The 20,053-nt window shown below is 66.5% G+C and carries 18 protein-coding genes; 7 read left to right on the top strand and 11 right to left on the bottom strand.

Annotation, left to right across the window (positions count from 1 at the left end):
* The first annotated feature begins 400 nt into the window (after positions 1–400).
* The 7 genes from trpE to H5T73_07945 all read left to right on the top strand — a co-directional run bounded on the left by trpE (position 401) and on the right by H5T73_07945 (position 7,118).
* Positions 401–1,978: an anthranilate synthase component I gene (gene trpE / locus H5T73_07975; protein MBC7247702.1), complete on the top strand. Its 1,578-nt coding sequence runs from the start codon at positions 401–403 to the stop codon at positions 1,976–1,978.
* A 2-nt stretch (positions 1,979–1,980) separates the two neighbouring features.
* Positions 1,981–2,550 (top strand): aminodeoxychorismate/anthranilate synthase component II, encoded by a 570-nt coding sequence (locus H5T73_07970; GenBank protein MBC7247701.1) that lies wholly within the window; start codon positions 1,981–1,983, stop codon positions 2,548–2,550.
* Positions 2,547–3,566, top strand: coding sequence for an anthranilate phosphoribosyltransferase (trpD, locus tag H5T73_07965; protein MBC7247700.1), 1,020 nt, complete (start codon positions 2,547–2,549; stop codon positions 3,564–3,566). The genes H5T73_07970 and trpD overlap by 4 nt, the downstream gene beginning before the upstream one ends.
* A gap of 1 nt (position 3,567) precedes the next feature.
* Positions 3,568–4,365: an indole-3-glycerol phosphate synthase TrpC gene (gene trpC, locus H5T73_07960; GenBank protein ID MBC7247699.1), complete on the top strand. Its 798-nt coding sequence runs from the start codon at positions 3,568–3,570 to the stop codon at positions 4,363–4,365.
* Positions 4,352–5,020, top strand: coding sequence for a phosphoribosylanthranilate isomerase (locus tag H5T73_07955; GenBank protein ID MBC7247698.1), 669 nt, complete (start codon positions 4,352–4,354; stop codon positions 5,018–5,020). The genes trpC and H5T73_07955 overlap by 14 nt, the downstream gene beginning before the upstream one ends.
* Positions 5,021–5,104: 84 nt before the next feature.
* On the top strand, positions 5,105–6,319 hold the full coding sequence (gene trpB, locus H5T73_07950) for a tryptophan synthase subunit beta (GenBank protein ID MBC7247697.1): 1,215 nt from the start codon (positions 5,105–5,107) through the stop codon (positions 6,317–6,319).
* 4 nt (positions 6,320–6,323) lie between these two features.
* Positions 6,324–7,118 (top strand): tryptophan synthase subunit alpha, encoded by a 795-nt coding sequence (locus H5T73_07945; protein ID MBC7247696.1) that lies wholly within the window; start codon positions 6,324–6,326, stop codon positions 7,116–7,118.
* 109 nt (positions 7,119–7,227) lie between these two features.
* Here H5T73_07945 and H5T73_07940 read toward each other — a convergent pair whose 3' ends face one another.
* The 11 genes from H5T73_07940 to H5T73_07890 form a co-directional block, all read right to left on the bottom strand.
* A complete protein-coding gene (locus tag H5T73_07940; protein ID MBC7247695.1) occupies positions 7,228–7,704 on the bottom strand; it encodes a PaaI family thioesterase in 477 nt (158 codons plus the stop codon).
* A 167-nt stretch (positions 7,705–7,871) separates the two neighbouring features.
* On the bottom strand, positions 7,872–9,146 hold the full coding sequence (locus tag H5T73_07935; protein MBC7247694.1) for a DUF2088 domain-containing protein: 1,275 nt from the start codon (positions 9,144–9,146) through the stop codon (positions 7,872–7,874).
* A 30-nt stretch (positions 9,147–9,176) separates the two neighbouring features.
* Positions 9,177–9,503, bottom strand: coding sequence for a hypothetical protein (locus H5T73_07930; GenBank protein MBC7247693.1), 327 nt, complete (start codon positions 9,501–9,503; stop codon positions 9,177–9,179).
* Between the two features lie 78 nt (positions 9,504–9,581).
* Entirely contained in the window at positions 9,582–11,126 is a 1,545-nt protein-coding gene (gene purH, locus H5T73_07925) for a bifunctional phosphoribosylaminoimidazolecarboxamide formyltransferase/IMP cyclohydrolase (GenBank protein MBC7247692.1), read from the bottom strand.
* A 77-nt stretch (positions 11,127–11,203) separates the two neighbouring features.
* Complete coding sequence (locus H5T73_07920; protein MBC7247691.1) at positions 11,204–11,881, bottom strand: phosphoribosylglycinamide formyltransferase; 678 nt, start codon at positions 11,879–11,881, stop codon at positions 11,204–11,206.
* A 176-nt stretch (positions 11,882–12,057) separates the two neighbouring features.
* Entirely contained in the window at positions 12,058–13,116 is a 1,059-nt protein-coding gene (locus tag H5T73_07915) for a phosphoribosylformylglycinamidine cyclo-ligase (protein ID MBC7247690.1), read from the bottom strand.
* A 66-nt stretch (positions 13,117–13,182) separates the two neighbouring features.
* Positions 13,183–14,598 carry an amidophosphoribosyltransferase gene (purF, locus tag H5T73_07910; protein MBC7247689.1) on the bottom strand — a complete coding sequence of 472 codons (1,416 nt, stop codon included), beginning with the start codon at positions 14,596–14,598 and terminating at the stop codon, positions 13,183–13,185.
* A 107-nt stretch (positions 14,599–14,705) separates the two neighbouring features.
* Positions 14,706–16,904, bottom strand: a complete 2,199-nt coding sequence (purL, locus tag H5T73_07905) for a phosphoribosylformylglycinamidine synthase subunit PurL (GenBank protein ID MBC7247688.1) — start codon at positions 16,902–16,904, stop codon at positions 14,706–14,708.
* A gap of 9 nt (positions 16,905–16,913) precedes the next feature.
* On the bottom strand, positions 16,914–17,612 hold the full coding sequence (gene purQ, locus H5T73_07900) for a phosphoribosylformylglycinamidine synthase subunit PurQ (GenBank protein MBC7247687.1): 699 nt from the start codon (positions 17,610–17,612) through the stop codon (positions 16,914–16,916).
* Positions 17,613–17,713: 101 nt separating this feature from the next.
* Entirely contained in the window at positions 17,714–18,670 is a 957-nt protein-coding gene (locus tag H5T73_07895; protein MBC7247686.1) for a phosphoribosylaminoimidazolesuccinocarboxamide synthase, read from the bottom strand.
* Between the two features lie 19 nt (positions 18,671–18,689).
* The gene (locus H5T73_07890; protein MBC7247685.1) at positions 18,690–19,991 is read right to left on the bottom strand and encodes an adenylosuccinate lyase; all 1,302 of its coding nucleotides are present in this window, start codon (positions 19,989–19,991) and stop codon (positions 18,690–18,692) included.
* Positions 19,992–20,053 lie beyond the last annotated feature (62 nt).

Raw genomic sequence — 20,053 nt, 5'->3', positions numbered from 1 at the left:
ACCTCAACTTCCTCACCCCCTCGGTATAGGTGCTCTCCGAGGGGATTTTCGGTACCTCGCTTCGAGTAGATTTTTATTTTGAGGCAACGAATCCGTTTCGTGTAGAAAAATTATGAGTCAATTCGTTTTGTTGACAGGGGCACGGCGTTGTCCTACAATCCCCTCATGATGCAAGGTAATATGTTCCTGCGCGAAAGCCTGCGATGGTGGTGGAGCCTCTCGTAAGAGAGGGCTCCGGCCGCCGTTTACCGATCTTTAAAACACCAAGGACACCAAGCACATAAGAGATAATCTTCAGGGCCGTGAACCCTCTCAAGGGGGGAGCGGCCTCTCGCTCATACAGGGCCGTGTTCCCCCCGGGGACACGGCCCCGACCGTTTTATGGAGGAGGTAAGGAAAGATGGAGAAGGCAGAGGTAGAAAGTTCTGGAAGGGCGCCCGGCCTCTACGTGCCCGGCGAGAAGGAGTTCTTCCGCCTTTCCCGCGACCACAACCTGGTGACGGTTTCCCGCACCGTGGAAGCCGACACCGAGACGCCGGTCACCGCCTTCCTGAAGCTGGGCGGGGGAAAATACAGCTTCCTGCTGGAGAGCGCGGAGGGGGGTGAGCGTTGGGGCCGTTACTCCTTCATCGGATGCGAGCCGTTGTGCGTCGTCCGCTACCGGGACGGGGAGCTGGACTTTCCCGCGGGAGGAGACGAGATAATGCGCGAGGCAGGCGCCCGCGCGGCGAACGGCGTCAACCCGGTGGACCTCATCTTCGACATCATGGGTTCCATACGGGCCGGCGACTGCGGCCACGAGCTCCCCTTTCACGGCGGCGCCGTGGGCTACTTCGCCTACGACCTCCTTCCCTTCATGGAAAAGGTGAGCCTGCGCGAGAAGGCAGGCCTTCCCGTGCCGGAGATGATGTTCACCCTCACGCGCACCTCCGCGGCCTTCGATCACCTGCGCGGGCGCATCATCCTCCTGGCTAACGTCCCCGTCGCGGAGGCGCGCGGCGAAGAAGACCTGCGGCGCCTGTACCGGGAGGCCACGACCTCCCTGGAATCCATGGCGCGAACCCTGGCGGAAAGCAACCCGCGCGTCCCCCCCGGCGAGGTCTACTACCTCTCGGAGGACATGGACTTCCACGACGTCAGCTCCAATTTCACGCGCGAGGAGTACGAGGAGGTGGTGCGCCGCGCCAAGGAATACATCTTCGCCGGGGAGGCCTTCCAGATAGTCCCATCGCAGCGCTTCTCCACCCCCGTGCACTGCTCCCCCTTCTCCGTATACCGCAGCCTGCGCGCGCAGAACCCGTCGCCTTACATGTTCTTCCTGCGTTACGACGACCTCTATCTCGTCGGCTCCTCCCCGGAGCCCATGGTGAGACAGAGGGGAGGGCGCGCCGTCATCCGCCCCATAGCCGGCACCCGTCCCCGCGGCAAGACTCCCGTGGAGGACCTGGCCCTGGAGCGCGACCTCCTCCAAGACGAGAAGGAGCGCGCCGAGCACGTCATGCTGGTGGACCTGGCCCGCAACGACCTGGGGAGGGTCTGCAGGGCGGGCAGCGTGCGCGTCTCCAGGCTCATGGAGGTCGAACGCTTCTCCCACGTCATGCACCTGGTGAGCGAGGTGACCGGGGAGCTGCGCCCGGGATACGGCAACCGCGAGCTGCTCCGCTCCTCCTTCCCGGCGGGCACCGTGTCCGGAGCCCCCAAAGTGCGCGCCTGCCAGCTCATCGACGAGCTGGAGAGAGACCGGCGCGGACCCTACGCGGGCGCGGTCGGCTACATCTCCTACCACGGGGACATGGACACCTGCATCGCCATCCGCACCATAGTCATACAGGGAAAGACGGCCCACGTGCAGGCCGGAGGCGGCGTGGTGGCGGACTCCGTGCCCGCGCGGGAATACGAGGAGACGCGCAACAAGGCCCGCGCACTGCTCAGGGCCATACGCATGGCGGAAGCGCGGGAGGGGGTGATGACGGGTTGAGGGTGCTGCTCATCGACAACTACGATTCCTTCACCTACAACCTCGCCCAGGCCCTGGAAGCCCTGGGGGCCGAGGTGACGGCCGTGCGCAACGACGCGCTCGCCGTGAGCGACCTCGCGGGGATGAAGCCGACCCACTTGGTCATCTCCCCGGGGCCGGGAGGGCCGCTGGACGGCGGCATATCGCTCGCGGCCATCCGTGCCTTCGCGGGGAAGGTCCCCGTCCTCGGCGTCTGCCTGGGACACCAGATAATCGGCCACTGCTACGGAGCGCGGGTGGTACGCTCCTCCCGCCCGGTGCACGGCAAGACCTCCAGCATCCACCATGACGGGCGCACCATCTTCCATGGCCTGGAAAACCCCTTCACCGCCACGCGCTACCACTCGCTCATGCTCGAGGAGGGCCTCCCGCCGCAGCTCGAGGTGAGCGCCCGCAGCGAGGACGACCTGATCATGGGCATCCGCCACCGCCGCCTGCCGGTGGAAGGCGTGCAGTTCCATCCCGAGTCCTTCCTCACCGCTTGCGGCATGGACCTCTTGCACAACTTCCTACGCATGGAGGTGGAAAGATGATCTCTCAGGCCATCGCCAGGATCACGGAAGGAGAGAGCCTGGACCGCGAGGAGAGCCGCGCGCTCATGCTCCACATCATGCGCGGGGAAGCCAGCGACGCGCAGATCGCCTCGCTCCTCACCGCACTCAAGATGCGAGGGGAGACACCCGAGGAGATCGCCGGCTTCGCGCAGGGTATGCGCGAGTCCGCCGTGCGCATCAAGCCGGCAGCGGCCCCCCTGGTGGATACCTGCGGCACGGGGGGCGACGGACAACGCACCTTCAACGTCTCCACGGCAGCGGCCTTCATAGTCGCCGGCGCCGGGGTCCCCGTGGCCAAGCACGGCAACCGGGGCGTGAGCTCCCCCTGCGGCAGCGCCGACGTGCTGGAGGCCCTCGGCGTCAACATCGACCTGGAACCGGAGGCGACGCGCGCCTGCATAGAGGAGGTGGGCATCGGCTTCCTCTTCGCCCCGCGCTACCATCCCGCCATGCGCCACGTCATGCGGGCGAGGAAGGAGATGGGCATCCCGACGGCGTTCAATCTCCTGGGCCCCCTGGCCAACCCCGCCGGCGCGGAGGTGCAGCTCCTGGGCGTGAGCAGGAGGGAAAAGGGGCCCCTGCTGGCGCGGGCCCTCGCGGAGATGGGCACTAAGCGGGCCATGGTGGTGCACGGTGAGGACGGGCTGGACGAGATCAGCACCGCCGCCCCCACCCTGGTCTGGGAGGTGGATAACGGCGCGCTGCGGGAGGGCCGCATCGACCCCGGCGAGCTGGGCCTTCCCCCGGGAAAAAGAAGCGAGCTGCGAGGGGGCGACGCCCCTTCCAACGCCGCCATCATCAGGGACGAGATCCTGGCGGGAAAGAGGGGTCCCCGCCGGGACATCGCGGTCCTCAACGCCGCCGCCGCCCTGGTGCTGGCCGGCAAGGCGGACGACCTTGAGGAAGGCCTGGCCGCCGCGGAGGAGTCCATCGATTCGGGAAGGGCCCTCGCCAAGCTCCTTGAGCTGGTACATTTTTCCAGGCGAGGAGGATAGCATGTTCCTGGAACGCATGGCCTCCCTGAGCCGCGAAAGGGTGCGCCGCGACGAGAGCGCCCTCCCCGCCGAGAGGCTGGAGGAAAGGTGCGACCGCCTTCCCGCGCCGCCCTCCCTGCGCGCCGCCCTCGCCGGCAGGCGGGATGGGGAGAGCGGTATCATCGCGGAGATAAAGCGCCGTTCCCCTTCGCGCGGCGACATAAACAAGGGCCTGGAGCTGGCCTCAATCCTGTCCGCCTACGAGCGCGGGGGGGCGCTGGCGGTCTCCGTGCTCACCGAGCCGTACCATTTCGGCGGCAGCCTGGAGGACCTGCGGGAAGCGGCCTCCCTCACGCGGCTGCCCCTGCTGCGCAAGGACTTCATCGTCCATCCCTACCAGTTACTGGAAGCGAGGGCCGCGGGGGCCTCGGCCGTGCTGCTCATCACCGCCCTGCTCGAGGAGGAGGCGCTGGCCGCGCTGATGGGAAGGGCGCGGGAGCTGCACCTGGAATGCCTGGTCGAGGTGCACGACGAGCGGGAGCTGACGCGCGCCCTGCGCTCGGACGCTGAGCTGGTCGGCATAAACAACCGCGACCTCAAAACGCTGCGCGTGGACCTGGAGACGACCCTGCGCCTGGCGCCGCTGGTCCCCGCGGGCGTCACCCTGGTGGCGGAGAGCGGCTACGCGCGCCGGGAGGACATCGCCAGGGCGCAGGAGGCGGGGGTGGATGCCTTCCTGGTGGGGGAAGCGCTCTGCGGCAGCGACGACCCGGAGAGGGAGCTGATGCGCCTGAGGGGTGTTGCGGATGCCCTACATTAAGGCCTGCGGGATAACCGCCCTCGGGGACGGCCTCGCGGCCTGCGCCGCGGGCTTTTCCGCCCTCGGCTTCGTCTTCGCCGCAAGCCCGCGGCGGGTGGACCCCGACCGGGCCAGGAGCATCTGCGCGCGCCTCCCTTCCTCCGTGCTGCGCGTGGGCGTCTTCGTGGGGGAGGAAGAGTCCGAGATAAGGCGCGTCGCCCGTTTCTGCTCCCTGGACCTGGTGCAGCTGCACGGGGAGTTCACGGCGGAGAGCGTGCGCAGGCTCGGGGAGCGCGCCATACCCTGCCTGCGCCCCCGCTGCCCGGAAGACCTGGAGATCATCGAGGAATGGCGCGGGGCGTTCGCCGTCCTCGTCGACACCTGGGACGAGGGCATGGAGGGAGGAACGGGCCTTACCGGCGACTGGAGGCTGGCGGCACTCGCGGCCGGGAGGACGAGGGTCATCCTGGCCGGCGGCCTCAACCCGCGCAACGTGCGCGCCGCCGTTTCCTCGGTAGGGCCTTTCGGCGTGGACGTCTCCAGCGGCGTGGAGAGGCGCCCGGGACGCAAGGACCGCTCGCTCCTCGAGGCTTTCGCCTCCGCGGCGCGGGATGCGCTGCGGCGCGGGGAGACGCGGGAAAGCCCCGTGGGCGGGAAGGAGAGAAACGCCTGGTAAACACGGCACGGGAGCGCAGAAGCAAAGCAAGACCCAGAAGGAAAGGACTGGTGCGCGGAGATGAGAGCCGGAAAACAAATAACGATGGGCGCGGCCGACGGTCACGGCCATTTCGGGGAGTTCGGCGGGCGCTACGTCCCCGAGACCCTCATCGCTCCCCTGCGGGAACTGGAGGAGGCCTACCGGGAGGCGCGCGAGGACGCCTCCTTCCGCGAGGAACTGTCCTCATACCTTGCCGATTACGCGGGAAGGCCCACCCCGCTCTACGAGGCGCGACGCCTGTCGAGGGAGCTGGGAGGGGCCACCGTCTTCCTCAAGCGCGAGGACCTCTGCCACACGGGCTCGCACAAGATAAACAACACCCTGGGGCAGTGCCTGCTGGCGCGGCGCATGGGAAAGCGCCGCGTGATAGCGGAGACGGGCGCCGGCCAGCACGGGGTGGCCACCGCCACCGCCGCCGCCCTGCTGGGGATGGAATGCGACGTGTACATGGGCGAGGTGGACATGGAAAGGCAGTCCCTCAACGTCTTCCGCATGGAGCTGCTGGGAGCACGGGTGATCCCCGTGCGCAGCGGCTCGCGCACCCTGAAGGATGCGGTCAACGAGGCCCTGCGGGACTGGGTGGCCACCTGCGAGCACACGCATTACTGCCTGGGCTCCGTGGTGGGGCCCCATCCCTTTCCCTCCCTGGTGAGGGACCTGCAGTCGGTCATCGGGCGGGAAGCGCGCGAGCAACACCTGCTGCGCACGGGCCGCCTTCCCGACTGCCTGGTGGCCTGCGTGGGCGGCGGCAGCAATTCCATCGGCCTCTTCCATCCCTTCCTGGACACCACCGTGCGCATGGTCGGGGTGGAGGCGGGAGGAACGGGCGAGGGACCCGGCGAGCACGGGAGCACCTTATGCCTGGGATCGGTGGGGGTGCTGCACGGCGCCCGCTCCTACCTGCTGCAGGACGAGCAGGGCCTTGTCCTGGAAACACATTCCATCTCCGCCGGGCTGGACTACCCGGGGGTGGGGCCGGAACACGCCTTCCTCAAGGAGAGCGGCAGGGTGGAATACGTGAGGGTCGAGGACGCGGAGGCGCTGGCGGCGGTGGACCTCCTCTGCCGCAGCGAGGGCATCCTTGCGGCGCTGGAGAGCGCCCACGCGGTGGCCTACGCCGCCCGCCTCGCTCCCGCGATGCCCCCCGGAAGCAGCGTGGTGGTCTGCCTTTCCGGGCGCGGGGACAAGGACGTCTCCACCCTCATGGCGGCGAGGAGCGCGGGGCAGCGGGTTGCGGGGGAGAGCGGCGGGAGGTGAGCGCATGAACCGCGTAGACGTCATGTTCCGGGAAAGTGACGGCAGGTCCGTCCTCATCGGATTCGCCACCGCCGGCTTCCCGGACGAGGATTCCTCCCTCCGCCTGGCGCAAGGACTGCTCGAGCACTGTGACGCGCTGGAGCTGGGCATCCCCTTCTCCGACCCCGTGCTGGACGGGCCGGTGATACAGGAATCATCCCACAGGGCGCTGCAGACGGGCTTCCGCCCGAGGGACGTATTCCCGCTGGCGGAGAGGCTGCGGGAGGCCACGCACAAGCCCCTGCTGCTCATGACCTATTACAACCCCGTGCACCGCATGGGACACGCTTCCTTCGCCGCCGCCGCCGCCGCGGCCGGGGTCGACGGCGTGCTCATCCCGGACCTGCCGCCCGAGGAGATGGGTGACTGGAAGGAAGCGGCAGGGAGATGCGGGTTGCACGCCGTTCTCTTCGCCTCCATGACCACCCCGAGGGAGCGGCTCCGCTTCCTGGGGAAGAACACCGGGGGCTTCCTCTACTGCTTCGCGGTGAAGGGGACCACCGGCCTGCGGGAAAGCCTCTCGCGCGATCTGGCGCCCTTCCTGGAGAGGGCGCGCTCGTGCTGTTCCGTGCCCCTTGCGGCGGGTTTGGGCGTGTCCAACCCGGAGCAGTGCCGCGAGGTGGGCGGCATGGCGGACGGGGTGGTGGTGGGGAGCGCCCTGGTGAAGGCGGCCCTGGACGCCCTCGCGGCCGGCGAGGACCCGGTGACGAGGGCCGCGGCGCTGGCCGCGGAGCTCAGGCGCTCCCTGGACCGGCCTTGAACCCCGGCAAGCATGCGGCGCCAGCCGGCTAAGCGCGCCAGCTCCCGAAATACTTCCTTCCCCCAAGAGGTTGCGGGCCAGAAAGCGCGGTATCAGCCGGCGAAGCGCGTCAGCTCCCGAAATACTTCCCGTATTCTTCCGGCGTGGGGACGAGACGGAAGGTGGCCTGCGCCTGGGCCACCAGCGTGCCGGCGGCGTCGAAGACCTTCAGGTCCATGGCCTTGTCCGCCCTCCCCTCCCTCCTGAACTCCTCCATGAGGGCCCGGGCCTCCTCCTCCACCACGCGGGCCGTGCATGACAGCTCCCCCCGCGGGGGATGCACGTAGCGGATGTTGAAGACGGTATTGAGCACCAGCACTTCGCGCGGGTCGAGGTAACGCATGATGGCCATGCCGCCGGCGGTTTCCGCCAGCCCGCAGATGGCCCCGGCGTGCACCAGCCCGAAAGCGTTGAGGTTGGAGGGGTCGTCCTCCATGACCAGCGTGACCCTTCCCCCCGCCTCGTCCATTCCCCTCAGCCGCAGGTGCGTGCGCTGAGCGAAGGGACAGGCCTCTTCCACCACCTGCACGATCATCTCCTTGTCCACCAGGCTTTCACCCCTTTATGCGAATCTTGTCCCTGCCTTCTACGTTTTTTCCCCCGTATTATTCCCCGTGACGGCTCCGCCGTACCGCCTTTTCCCTGGCGAGGGGCGCAAGAAGCAAGAAAGGAGCGCCTGCCGCGGGTGTCTTCCGGGCCGCCCGCTTCTCCGGGTCACTTGAAATACTGCATGGTGCCGTCGGGGATGACCGCCACCGAGGCCTCGCCGGGGAATTCCTCCTCCAGGAGGGCGAGGGTCTCACCCCAGTCGCGGGTCACGGTCACCGCCTCTATGGGCGCGAAGAGATCGCACATGGTGCGGTCGGGATAGCGCGAGCAGACGATCACCTTGAGCCCCGGGGGCGGCGGTCCCATGCGCATGTAGAACTCGCCGCCGTAATCCTTCCCGAAGCTGCGGATGAGGTAATGGCATACCTGGCCCTCGGGGGCGTTGACCACCAGGACGATGATCCCCCGCGCGAGGTTCACGGTCATCAGGGACATGAGCATGCAGATGGCCATCTCGTTGTACTTGCCGTAGGCGTTGGTGACCACGATGTCCTTGCCCGGGCTCGCCTGCGTGCCGTAATGTTCCCTGGCCGCCGCCACCCCCGCGTCGTAAACCGCGAGGGGATCCCCCACGAAAAGGTCGCTGATCTCCCCCCTTCCGTTGATGAGCGCGTCAACCTTTACCTGCAGGCCGGACATCCTCGTCACGTGCTTGATCTCCTCGTACATGACGTTGCCCTCCACCTTGCCCAAGCCCATGGTCTCCGGCCCTCTCTGGGCCACGTCGCGGTGGAAGGCCTTGATGGTGCGGACCCCGCAGATGCCGGGGAGGATTATCTTTCCTCCCCCGCCGAAACCCACGTGCACGTGGGGGGTGATGCATCCTATGCCGATGCGCAGGTCGCAGGACATGAACTCGCGGTTGATATGGACGGGTATGCCGCTGGGGCTTTCCCCCAGGTCGACGCAGTTCTCGTAGGGATTGTGGTTGTAGATGGCATAATCTTCCACGACATCCGCGCCCAGCTTCTTGCGGAAATCGATGTTGTTCATGGGCCCGTGCATGCCCAGGGCGGGGATGAAGCGGATGTTGGAACGCGGTATGCCCGCCTCCCTCAACGGCTCCAGGACGTAGGGGAGCACCTCGCTGACCGGGGTGGGCCGGGTGATGTCGTCGAAGACGATAACCGCCTCCTTCGCGCCTCCCGCCAGCTCGGCCAGGGGAGGGCAGGCGATGGGATGCCGGAAGGCCGCCTCTATCCCCTGTGCGTCCAGGGCGGGCTTCCCGAACCCCGGGGGCTCAAGCACCTCCACCGTCCAGCGGTCCGGGAAGGAGATCTCCGCCGGCTCGTTCTCATACCAGCGGAGATCGGGAACGGTGACCTTGCGCATCGTCTCCCTCCATATCCCGCCGCTCCCCCGCGAGCTCGCGGACTGCACCGGGACGCTTGCGCGCGCTCTTTCCCGGCGTCAAGACCAGGTCGTGCCGCGCCGCCGCCCCCCTCCTTCCCCGTCCCGCGGCGGGATCCTGAAGGAGCGCGAGCGGTGGTACTCGAAAACGATCGACCCCAGGACCACGAAGATGCCGAGCACCACGAGGGTGATGAGAAGAATTGATGTGTAGGCGGCGGGTTTCGTCCTGCGATACTCCGGGGCCACCTCGCTCCCGTCGTGAGCGACGGTCCTTTCCCTGTTCGCGACCCCCCAGAAGACCGCCGCCAGCAGGAACAGCAGGGCCAGAAGCACCAGTATCCTTATCGCCAGGTAGAACTTGTTCATGTTCCCATAATACCTCATGCGCCGGCGGCCGCGGGATGACCCGCGCCGGCGGCCGCGGAAACCCGCCGCGGATATTTCCCGGCGGCCGTTCCGTACTCAGTGGCGGAAATGGCGTCTCCCGGTGAGCACCATCACCAGGCCCCGCTTCTTCACCTCCTCGAATATCTCCTCGTCCCGCACCGACCCGCCGGGCTGGATGAAGGCCTTCACGCCGGCTTCCGCCGCCAGGATGATCGAGTCCGTGAAGGGAAAGAAGGCGTCGGAGGCCAGGACGGAACCCCGCGCCTTCTCCCCCGCCTTCATCAAGGCCACCCTGGTCGCGTCCACCCTGCTCATCTGCCCGGTGCCGATACCCACCGTGGTGCGCCCGCGGGTGAGGACGATGGCGTTGGAGCGCACGTGTTTGGCCACCTTCCAGGCGAACATGAGCTCCTCCCACAGGTCTTCGTCGGGCACGCGCTCTCCCACGCAGAGCATCTCGCTCCACATCTCCTCGCCGCGGTCGTAATCCTGCACCAGGAGCCCCCCCTCGACCCGCTTCACGTCCTTGAGGAAGGAGTGGCTCTCCCTTTCCAGGGGCAGCCTGAGGAGGCGGATATCCTCCTTGCTTTCCAGTATGTTCAGCGACGCCGCGGGGAAAGCGGGGGCGATCACCGCTTCCACGAAGGTCTCGTTGACCCGCACCGCCGTCTCCTCGTCCACGGGCCGGTTGAAGGCGATGACGCTCCCGAAGGCGCTCACGGGGTCGCACTCGTAAGCGCGCCGGTACGCGTCTTCCAGCCTGTCGGACAGCGCAACGCCGCACGGGTTGTTGTGCTTGATGATCACGGCCGCGGGCAGCTCGAACTCCTTGACCAGCGCCCAGGCGGCGTCGAGGTCCAGCACGTTGTTGAAGGAGAGCTCCTTCCCGTGCAGCTGCTCCGCGAAGACGAGGGAGGAGGAAGGGGCGCCGATCTCCTGGTACAGGGCGGCCTTCTGGTGCGGGTTCTCGCCGTAGCGCAGGTCCGCCTTCTTCTTGAAGACCATGTTCAGGGTGTCGGGGAACTCCTCGAGGGCCCGGGAAAGGTAGGCATAGATGGCGGCGTCGTAATTGGCGGTGTGACGGAATGCCTCCGCCGCCAGGGCGCGGCGGGTCTCGAGCGAGATGCCGCCGTCGTTCCTCCTCATCTCCAGGAGGAGCGCATGGTACCTCTTGGGGTTGGTGACCACGGCCACGTTGGCGAAATTCTTGGCGGCGGCGCGTATAAGGGTCACCCCTCCTATGTCGATCTGCTCCACCGCCTCCTCCAGGGTGGTCTCCGGGCGCGCCACCGTCTCTGCGAAGGGGTAGAGGTTCACCACCACCAGGTCGATGAGGCCTATGCCCATCTCCTCAAGTTCCCGCATGTGCCCGGGATCGTCTCTCCTCGCCAGCAGCGCCGCGTGGATATGAGGGTGCAGCGTCTTCACCCTGCCCCCCAGCATCTCCGGGAAGCCGGTGACGCTGCTGATGGGGGTGACCTCGACGCCCTCCTCCCTGAGCTTGGCCTCCGTCCCTCCCGTGGAAATGATCTCCACCCCCATCTCCCGCAACTCCCTGGCGAAGGTCACGATGCCAGCCTTGTTGGAGACGCTCAGGAGCGCCCGCTTGATACCCGACATTCCCTTTCCCTCCTCCTGTGTACTCCCCCGCAACCCTCACGCCGCGCCCGGCAGGGACGCCCGCGGGCCGCACCGGCTCAGGCCAGGCCGATGCTTTCCTCCCCGGCTCCCTCCAGGATGCGCACCTGCCTTCCCTCCACCCGCAAGCGGCCCTCGCAGAAGAGGCGTATGGCCTCGGGGTAGAGGCGGTACTCCACGCCGTGGATCCTCTCGTGCAGGCTGGCCACATCATCGCCCGGCAGCACGGGGACGGCTTCCTGGAGTATGATGGGGCCGGTGTCCAGCCCCTCGTCGACGAAGTGCACGGTGACCCCGCTCACCTTGACCCCGTAGGCAAGGGCGTCCGCCACCCCGGATGTCCCCGGGAAAGATGGCAGCAGCGCGGGATGTATGTTCATGATGCGGTTGCGGAAGGCCTCCACGAACTCGGGGCTCACCAGGCGCATGTAGCCGGCGAGGACCACCAGGTCCACCCCGTTCTCCCTCAGTATGCGCACGAGCTCGCGGTCGAAGGAAACCCGGTCGGGAAAGGATCCCGGGTCGAGGAAGACCGCCTGCAACCCGTGACGCCGGGCTCGCACCAGCCCGTAGGCGTCCCCGCGGTCGCTTATGACCACCACGATGCGCGCCCGCAGGTAGCCCTCCTCTATCTTCGCCGCGATGTTCTCCAGGTTGGTCCCGCTGCCCGAGATGAGCACCCCCAGGCGGCAGAATCGCGCCTCCCTGCGCTCTCCCGCGTCTTCCCCCTTCGCCATGATCCTGACCTCGTTCCGTCCTCTTATTTCTACTTCTCCCGACTTCCCGCGGACATGACGTGCCGTCACTACGCGGTTTCCGTCGCCCGCTTCGCGGCCCCGCCCGGAGGGCGACCTCCGCGTGCCTCTGCCGGGGAATCAGGGCGTCGCCCGCATCGCCCGCTGGGAGACCTTCATCAACGGGTCAGGCAGATGCCCCCCGTCCCCTCGCGTATCTCGCCGATCCTCACCGCGTGGTACTGCGCGAGGCCGAGGACGTGGATGGCCTGGCGGTAGTGGTTCAGGTCCACCACGAGGACCATGCCTATGCCCATGTTGAAGGTGCGGAACATCTCCACTTCCTCTATGCCGCCCATCTTCTGGATGACACGGAAAATATTGTGAGGATGCCAGGTGGTGAGGTCTATCACGGCGTCCACGTCGCAGGGGAGGATGCGGGGCACGTTCTCGATGATGCCGCCTCCCGTGATGTGCGCGATCCCCTTGACCTCCACCTCGCGCAGCAATCTCAGTATCCCCGGGGCGTAGATCTCCGTCGGGGTCAGCAACACCTCACCCAGGGGGCCCGAGAGTCCCTTGAGGCGGTCTTCGGGATCGAAGTCGTTCAGCTCGAAGAACACCTTGCGAGCGAGGGAATAGCCGTTGGCATGCAGGCCGGTGCTGCGCAGCCCCAGGATGACGTCCCCGGGCCGGATGCGCGAACCGTCGATGATCCTCTCCCTCTCCACCACGCCCACCGCGAAGCCGGCGAGGTCGTACTCTTCCTCCTCCATGAGGCCGGGGTGCTCCGCCGTCTCCCCCCCGATGAGGGCGCAACCGGCGCGCCGACATCCTCGCGCGATGCCCGAGACGATCTGCGCCGCCTTTTCCGGACGCACCTTTCCCATGGCCAAGTAATCGAGGAGGAAGAGGGGCTCCGCCCCGCAGGTCACCACGTCATCCACGCACATGGCCACCAGGTCGAGACCGATGGTGTCGTGACGGTCGAGCATCTGGGCCACCTTGACCTTGGTGCCCACGCCGTCAACGGAGGACACCAGCACCGGTTCCCGCATTTCCCGGAAGCCCGCGGCGAAAAGGGCGCCGAACCCACCCAGTTCCGAGATCACCTCCGGCCGCATGGTGGAGGATACCTCGCTACGCATGAGCTCCACGGCCTTTTTTCCCGCTTCTATGTCAACGCCGGCGCCGCTGTAGGTCAGGGGTTTCCGGCACGAGTCCTTCTCGTCTTCCATCTTTTACCACCCAATCTCCGTACCGCCTCACGGGCCGACCGCACCCGCCGCATCACGTCCCTTCCTTCACGTCGCCCGCCGGACGGTCTCCAGCCTGCACTTCGCCATCTTCATCTCGTCGGGCACGGGGATGGGGTAGTTCCCGTCAAAGCAGGCCATGCAGAACTCCTCCCGCGGCCTTCCCGTCGCCCTGACCAGGTTCTCCATGCTCAGGTAATGCAGGGTATCGGCCCCTATGAACTTCCGTATCTCCTCCACGCTGCGGGAGGAGGCGATGAGCTCCTGGCGGGTCGCGGTATCTATGCCGTAGAAGCAGGGGAACCTGTCGGGAGGAGAGCTGATACGCATGTGCACCTCCCTGGCCCCCGCGTCCCGCAGCATCTTCACGATCTCCTGGGTGGTGTTGCCGCGCACTATGGAGTCGTCGACCACGACCAGCCGCTTGCCGCGTATGTCCCTCACCAGCGGGTTCAGCTTCAGCCGCACGCCCAGCTGCCTGATGGCCTGCGTCGGCTGGATGAAGGTTCGTCCCACGTAACGGTTTTTGATAAGCCCCTCGCCGAAGGGGATGCCCGAAGCCTGCGAGTAACCTATGGCCGCCGGCACCCCCGTGTCCGGGATGGGCATGACCACGTCCGCCTCCACCGGCGCCTCGTCCGCCAGGCTCATGCCCATGTGCTTGCGGGCATGGTAAAGATAGGTGCCGTACATGACGGAGTCCGGGCGCGCGAAGTAGATGAACTCGAAGATGCACAGGGAGGGCTTGCGCGGTTCCATGATCCTTTCGAAACGGAGCTCGCCCTCCGCGATGACCGCCATCTCCCCGGGCGCGATCTCGCGCACGTATTCCGCCCCGATGATATCCAGGCCGCAGCTCTCGCTGGAGATGACGTAGCCGTCCATGTACTTCCCCACGCACAGGGGCCGGATACCGTAAGGGTCCCGTATTCCCAGGAGCGTGTCCTCGGTCATGATGCCCAGGCTGTACGCCCCCCGCAGCACGGGCATGACCTCTTTCGCCGCCTCCACGATGTCCTCCTCCCCGCAGCGCGCCAGGAGCACGGCTATGACCTCGGTGTCGGAGGTGCTGCGGAACCTGGCTCCCTGCGCCTCCAGCCGACCGCGCAGCTCGTCCGTGTTGACCAGGTTCCCGTTGTGGGCGACGTAAAGCGAACCGCCCCTGCGGGGAACCTGTATGGGCTGGGAGTTCTCCCAGAAGGAGGAACCGGTGGTAGAGTAGCGCACGTGGCCCAGGGCCATGTGGCCTCGCAGGCTCTGCAGGTCCCTCTCGCTGAAGACCTGGGAGACCATGCCCATGTCCTTGAGCATCACGCTCTCCCGGCCGTCGGCCACCGCTATCCCCGCGCTCTCCTGTCCCCGGTGCTGCAGGGCGTAGAGAGCGTAATAGGTCAGCTTGGCCACGTCGTCCTCGCGCGTGTATATGCCGAAGACGCCGCATGATTCGTTGATCTCCAGGCTCACCGCCGTGCACCCCTCTCATGCCGCCCGCGCCCATGCCGCCCGCGCACGGGAAGCGCACACGCAAGTTCCCGCAGACGGAGCGCCGGCGCAGACCTCGTACGCACCCTTCAATCCTTCCTTCCCCCGCCGGAGAGTATCCTCTCCAGGGCTTCCTCCCGCACCCGGCGCATCTCGGCCACCTCCAGGTCGATCCAGTCGTTGATCACCAGGCGTCCGCCGCCGGTCTTTCCCAGCACTTGCAGCGGCACGTCGCGCACCGCGGCCAGCCTGCGCAGGGATTCCAGGTCCTCCTCCGCCACGGTGACCACGAAGCGCGACTGGCTCTCTCCGAAGAGCCACTCGTGCGGGCGGAGTTCGCTCTCCACGCGGAGCTCGGCGCCGACGTCGCCCGCGCAACAGCATTCGAGCAAGGCAACCGCCGCGCCGCCCTCGCTGCAGTCATGCGCCGAGCGTATGATCCCCCTCCGGATGGCCTCTATGCAGGCGGTCTGCACCACCTTCTCCCGGGCGAGGTCGAGCGAGGGCGGCTTTCCCGCCGTCAAACCGTGCACCAGTTTCAGATACTCGGAACCTCCCAGCTCCGCCAGGGTCTCGCCCAGCATGATCACCAGCAGCCCCTCCCCGGGAAAGCCCATGGTCCTGCGATGCGCCATGTTGCCGATCAAGCCCACCATGCCCACGATGGGCGTGGGGTAGATGGCCTCGCCGAAAGACTCGTTGTAGAAGCTCACGTTCCCGCTCACCACCGGCAGCTCCAGGTAACGCGCGGCGTCCGCCAGCCCGCGCACCGCCTCCCTGAATTGCCAGAATATGTCGGGTCGCTCGGGATTGCCGAAATTGAGGCAGTTGGTGAGCGCCATGGGCACGCCTCCCGAGGCGACCACGTTGCGCGCCGCCTCCGCCACGGCGATCTGCGTTCCCAGGTAGGGGTCCAGGTAGACGTAGCGGGAGTTCCCGTCGCAGGAAACGGCCAGCGCCTTGCTGGTGCCCTTCACCCGCAACACCGCCGCATCGGAGCCGGGGAAGACCACGGTGTTGAGCTGCACCATGTGGTCGTACTGCTCGTAGACCCATCTCTTGCAGCAGAGGTTCGGGCCGCCCGCGAGGTCCAGCAGCACGCGGCCGTAATCGGTGGGGTGGGAAAGGGCGGCGACGTCCAGGGAGGCGACCTCGTCGAGGTAAGCCGGCCTTTCCGCGCGGCGATCGTAGACGGGGCCGTGGGCCAGGGTGGAAGCCGGCACCTCCGCGACCTTCTCGCCGTACCAGAAGACCTCCAGGAGGTCGCCCTCGCATACCTCGCCGATGACCACGGCGTTGAGGCCCCACTTGCCACATATTTCCATAATATCATGCAGCTTCTCCGGCTCCACCACGGCCAGCATCCGCTCCTGGGACTCGGAGATGACGATCTCGAAGGGCTCCATCTCCTCCCGCAGGGGCACCCTCTCCAGCCAGATCTTCATCCCCACCCCTCCGCGGGCCGCCGTCTCGGAGCAGGCGCAGGAAAGCCCGGCGGCGCCCAGGTCCTGCAATCCCACCAGGAGGCCCTTCTCGAGAAGCTCCAGGCAGGCCTCGATGAGCAGCTTTTCCGTGAATGGATCCCCCACCTGCACGCTTGGCCTTTTCTCCTGGCTGGACTCGTCGAACTCCTGGGAGGCGAGGATGGAGGCACCCCCGATCCCGTCCCGCCCGGTACGGTTTCCGATGAGCACCACCGCGTTGCCCGCCCCGGTGGCGATGCCCCGGGTGATGTTCTCCTTGCGCATGATCCCTATGCACATCACGTTGACCAGGGGATTCTCGTCGTAACAGGGATCGAAGTAGATGTCGCCGCCCACGGTCGGTATCCCCAGGCAGTTCCCGTACCCGGCGATGCCAGCCACCACTCCGCCCAGAAGGTAGCGCGTCCTGGCGCGGGAGGGGTCCCCGAAGCGCAGCGGATCCAGGCATGCGATGGGCCTCGCCCCCATGGTGAAGATGTCGCGCACGATCCCCCCGATCCCCGTCGCGGCCCCCTGGTAGGGCTCCACCGCGCTGGGGTGGTTGTGCGACTCCATCTTGAAGGCCACCGCCAGCCCCCCTCCTATGTCTATGACTCCCGCGTTCTCGCCCGGACCCTGCAGTACATAGGAGGCGCGCGTGGGCAGTTGCGAGAGCACCATCTTCGAGCTCTTGTAGGAACAGTGCTCGCTCCACATCAAAGAGTACATGCCAAGCTCCACCCTGTTGGGCTCGCGGCCCAGCAGGCGCACTATGTCCCGGTACTCGTCCTCGCTGAGTCCCAGTTCCTCGTAAAGCTCCGTCATCTTTTCACCCTACCCTCTCTCCGCGTGGTACGCCATGACGGATTCCCATATGAAAAGGCCGTCCTCGCTGCCGAGTATCTCCTCCGAGGCCCTCTCGGGGTGGGGCATGAGCCCGAAGACGTTGAAGCCCTCGTTGCATATTCCCGCGATGTTGTCCAGGGCCCCGTTGGGGTTGGCCTCATCGCTCACCCTGCCGTCGGTATCGCAGTAGCGGAGGATGATCCGCCCTTCCTCCACCATGCGCCGGTGGGTCTCGCGGTCCACGACGTAGTTGCCCTCGTTGTGGGCGATGGGGATGCGCAGCACCTGCCCGGGAACGGCCCTGTTGGTCCAGGGGGTGGCGGCGTTCTCCACGCGCACGTTGACGAAGCGGCAGATGAAGTGGAGGCTTGTGTTGCGCAGCATGGCCCCCGGAAGCAGTCCCGCCTCAAGCAGGATCTGGAAGCCGTTGCAGATGCCGATCACCAGGCCTCCCTCGCGGGCGAAGGAGGTGACCGCGTCCATCACGGGACTGAAACGCGCGATGGCGCCGCAACGGAGGTAATCGCCGTAGGAGAAGCCGCCAGGCAGCACCAGGCAGTCGTAGTGCGAGACGTAGGTCTCGCGGTGCCAGACGTACTCCACGTCCTCCCGCAGGACCTTGTCTATGACGTAATAACAGTCCGCCTCGCAATTGGAGCCGGGAAAGACCACCACCCCGAACTTCATGCGCCGTCTCCTCCTGTCACTTTCCCCAGGCGGCTCCCCGCGTGCCCTGGCCCCTCCCCGCCGCGACCGGTCACGGGCCGGCCACGCGGGCGCGCGTCCCTCTACTCCTCGATCTCTATCCTGTAGTCCTCGATTATGGGGTTGGCCAGCAGGCGTTCGCACATCTCCCTCACCCGCCTGCCCATCTCCTCCGCGTCCGCGCCCTGCAGTCGCAGGGTGATGTATTTCCCGATACGCACCTCCCCCACCTCGTCGAACCCGAGCGACTTGAGGGCCCCCAGAGTGGCCTGTCCCGCTGGATCGAGGATACCCCTCTTCGGGCTGATGAAGACGGAGGCCGTGACGCCAGCCTCCTCCTCCCTGATGCGCCTCAACACCTCGGCGTAGGTCTCTTCCACGTTTCCGAGGTCCTGCCGGAAGCGGTCCTTGTCCATGATCTCGCCACTTTCCATGTCCCAGAGGCGGCAGATGTCGGGGCTGAACTCGTCTCCCAGGTATATCCTTCCCTCCCGCAGCCCGAACTCCAGCTTGAAATCGGCGAGGACGAGGCCGCGCGCCTCGAAATAGGGGCGGAGGATCTCGTTGACCTTGAGGGCTATGGCGGTCATCTCGTCCACCTGTTCGTCATCCGCCAGGCCCAGCTCCCTTATGTGCTCGCGCGAAAGCATGGGGTCTCCCAGCTCGTCGCTCTTGTAGTAGTATTCCACCAGCGGGGACCTCATCTCCGTGCGCTCCGGGAGACCGAGCCTCCTGGCCAGGCTGCCGGCGGCGTAGTTGCGCACGATGAGCTCCAGGGGGATCATCTCCAGCCACCACGTCAGTATCTCGTTCTCGGAGAGGAGCCTGATATGGTGCGTATGGACGCCCCTCTTCTCCAGCAGGCGGAAGATGATGTCGCTCATCTGCGCGTTCACCCGTCCCTTGCCCGCTATGGTGCCGCGCTTCTTGCCGTCGAAGGCGGTGGCGTCGTCCTTGAACTCGTGGATCACCTGCCCGATCTGGTCGGTGGCGTAAACGCGCTTGGCCTTGCCCTCGTAGATCAACTCTCTTTTTTCCATTCTTTCCCTCTCCGCTCTCTCAGACCGCCAGGGCCTCCAGGCGTTCGAAGACCCGGTCCACGTTACGTAGGTGGACCTGGAGGTCGAAGCAGGCCTCCAACTCCTCCCGGCTCAGCCTCGCGGTCACCTCGGCGTCCTCCAACAGCAGGGAGAGGAGCTCTCTCCCCGATGCCCAGCTCTCCATGGCGTTGCGCTGCACCAGCGCATAGGCCTCCTCCCTGGTCAGTCCCGTGTCCACCAGCGCCAGCAACACGCTCTCCGAGAAGATAAGCCCCCGCGTCAGCTCGAGGTTGCGCCGCATGTTGTCGGGATGCAGGCGCAGGTCGCGCAGCACGCCCTGGAACTTCACCAGCATGTAGTGCAGAAGGGTGGTGGAATCGGGGATGATCACCCGTTCCACCGAGGAATGGGAGATGTCCCTCTCGTGCCACAGGGCGATGTTCTCCATGGCCGCGGCCGCATTGGCCCTCAGTATCCTTGCCAGCCCGCAGATGCGCTCGCAGAGCACGGGATTGCGCTTGTGGGGCATGGCGCTGGAACCCTTCTGTCCTGCGCGGAAGGGCTCCTCGGCCTCCAGGACCTCGGTACGCTGCAGCCCCCTGATCTCGAGGGCGAACTTTTCAAGGCTGGACCCGGCGATGGCTATGGCCGCGAGGTATTCCGCGTGCCGGTCCCTCTGCAGGACCTGCGTGGAGACCTCCGCCGGCTTCAGGCCCAGCTTGCGGCAGACGTACTCCTCCACCGCGGGAGGCAGGTGGGCGTAGGTGCCGACGGCCCCCGAGAGCTTGCCGTAGGAGACGACCTCGCGCGCTTCCCGCAACCTCCTCAGGTTGCGCGCCGTCTCGAAAGCCCACAGCGCGAGCTTCTGCCCGAACACCATGGGCTCGGCATGCACCCCATGGGTTCGGCCCACCACGGCCATGTCCCGGCACTGGAAGGCCTTCTCGCGCAAGAGGGCGAAGAGCGAGGACGTCTCCGCGATGATGAGGTCCATGGCCTCCCGCATCTGCAGGGCGAGCCCGGTGTCCAGGATGTCGGAGGAGGTCATGCCGTAATGAATGTAGCGCGAGCTCTCCCCCACCGTCTCCGCCACGTTGGTGAGGAAGGCGATGACGTCATGGTGCACCGTCTCCTCTATCTCGCGCACCCTTGCCGGGTCGAAGGACGCCTTCTCCCTTATCTTGCGGAGGGCCTCCGCCGGGACCTCCCCCCGCTCCACGCGGGCCTCCACGGCCAGTATCTCGATCTCCAACCAATTACGGAGCTTGTTCTCCTCGCTCCAGACCTCGGCCATCTCCGGCAAGGTGTAACGCGGGATCATGCCTTACCGACCTTTTCCATGTAACCGTCGCCTCATCGCTCGCGGACACCAATATTATCTTT

Source organism: Actinomycetota bacterium (assembly GCA_014360655.1).
In the GTDB taxonomy this organism is placed as follows: Bacteria; Actinomycetota; Geothermincolia; order Geothermincolales; family RBG-13-55-18; genus JACIXC01.
The sequence above is the reverse complement of the archived record's forward strand: the minus strand, read 5'-3'. Positions and strand labels throughout refer to the sequence as shown.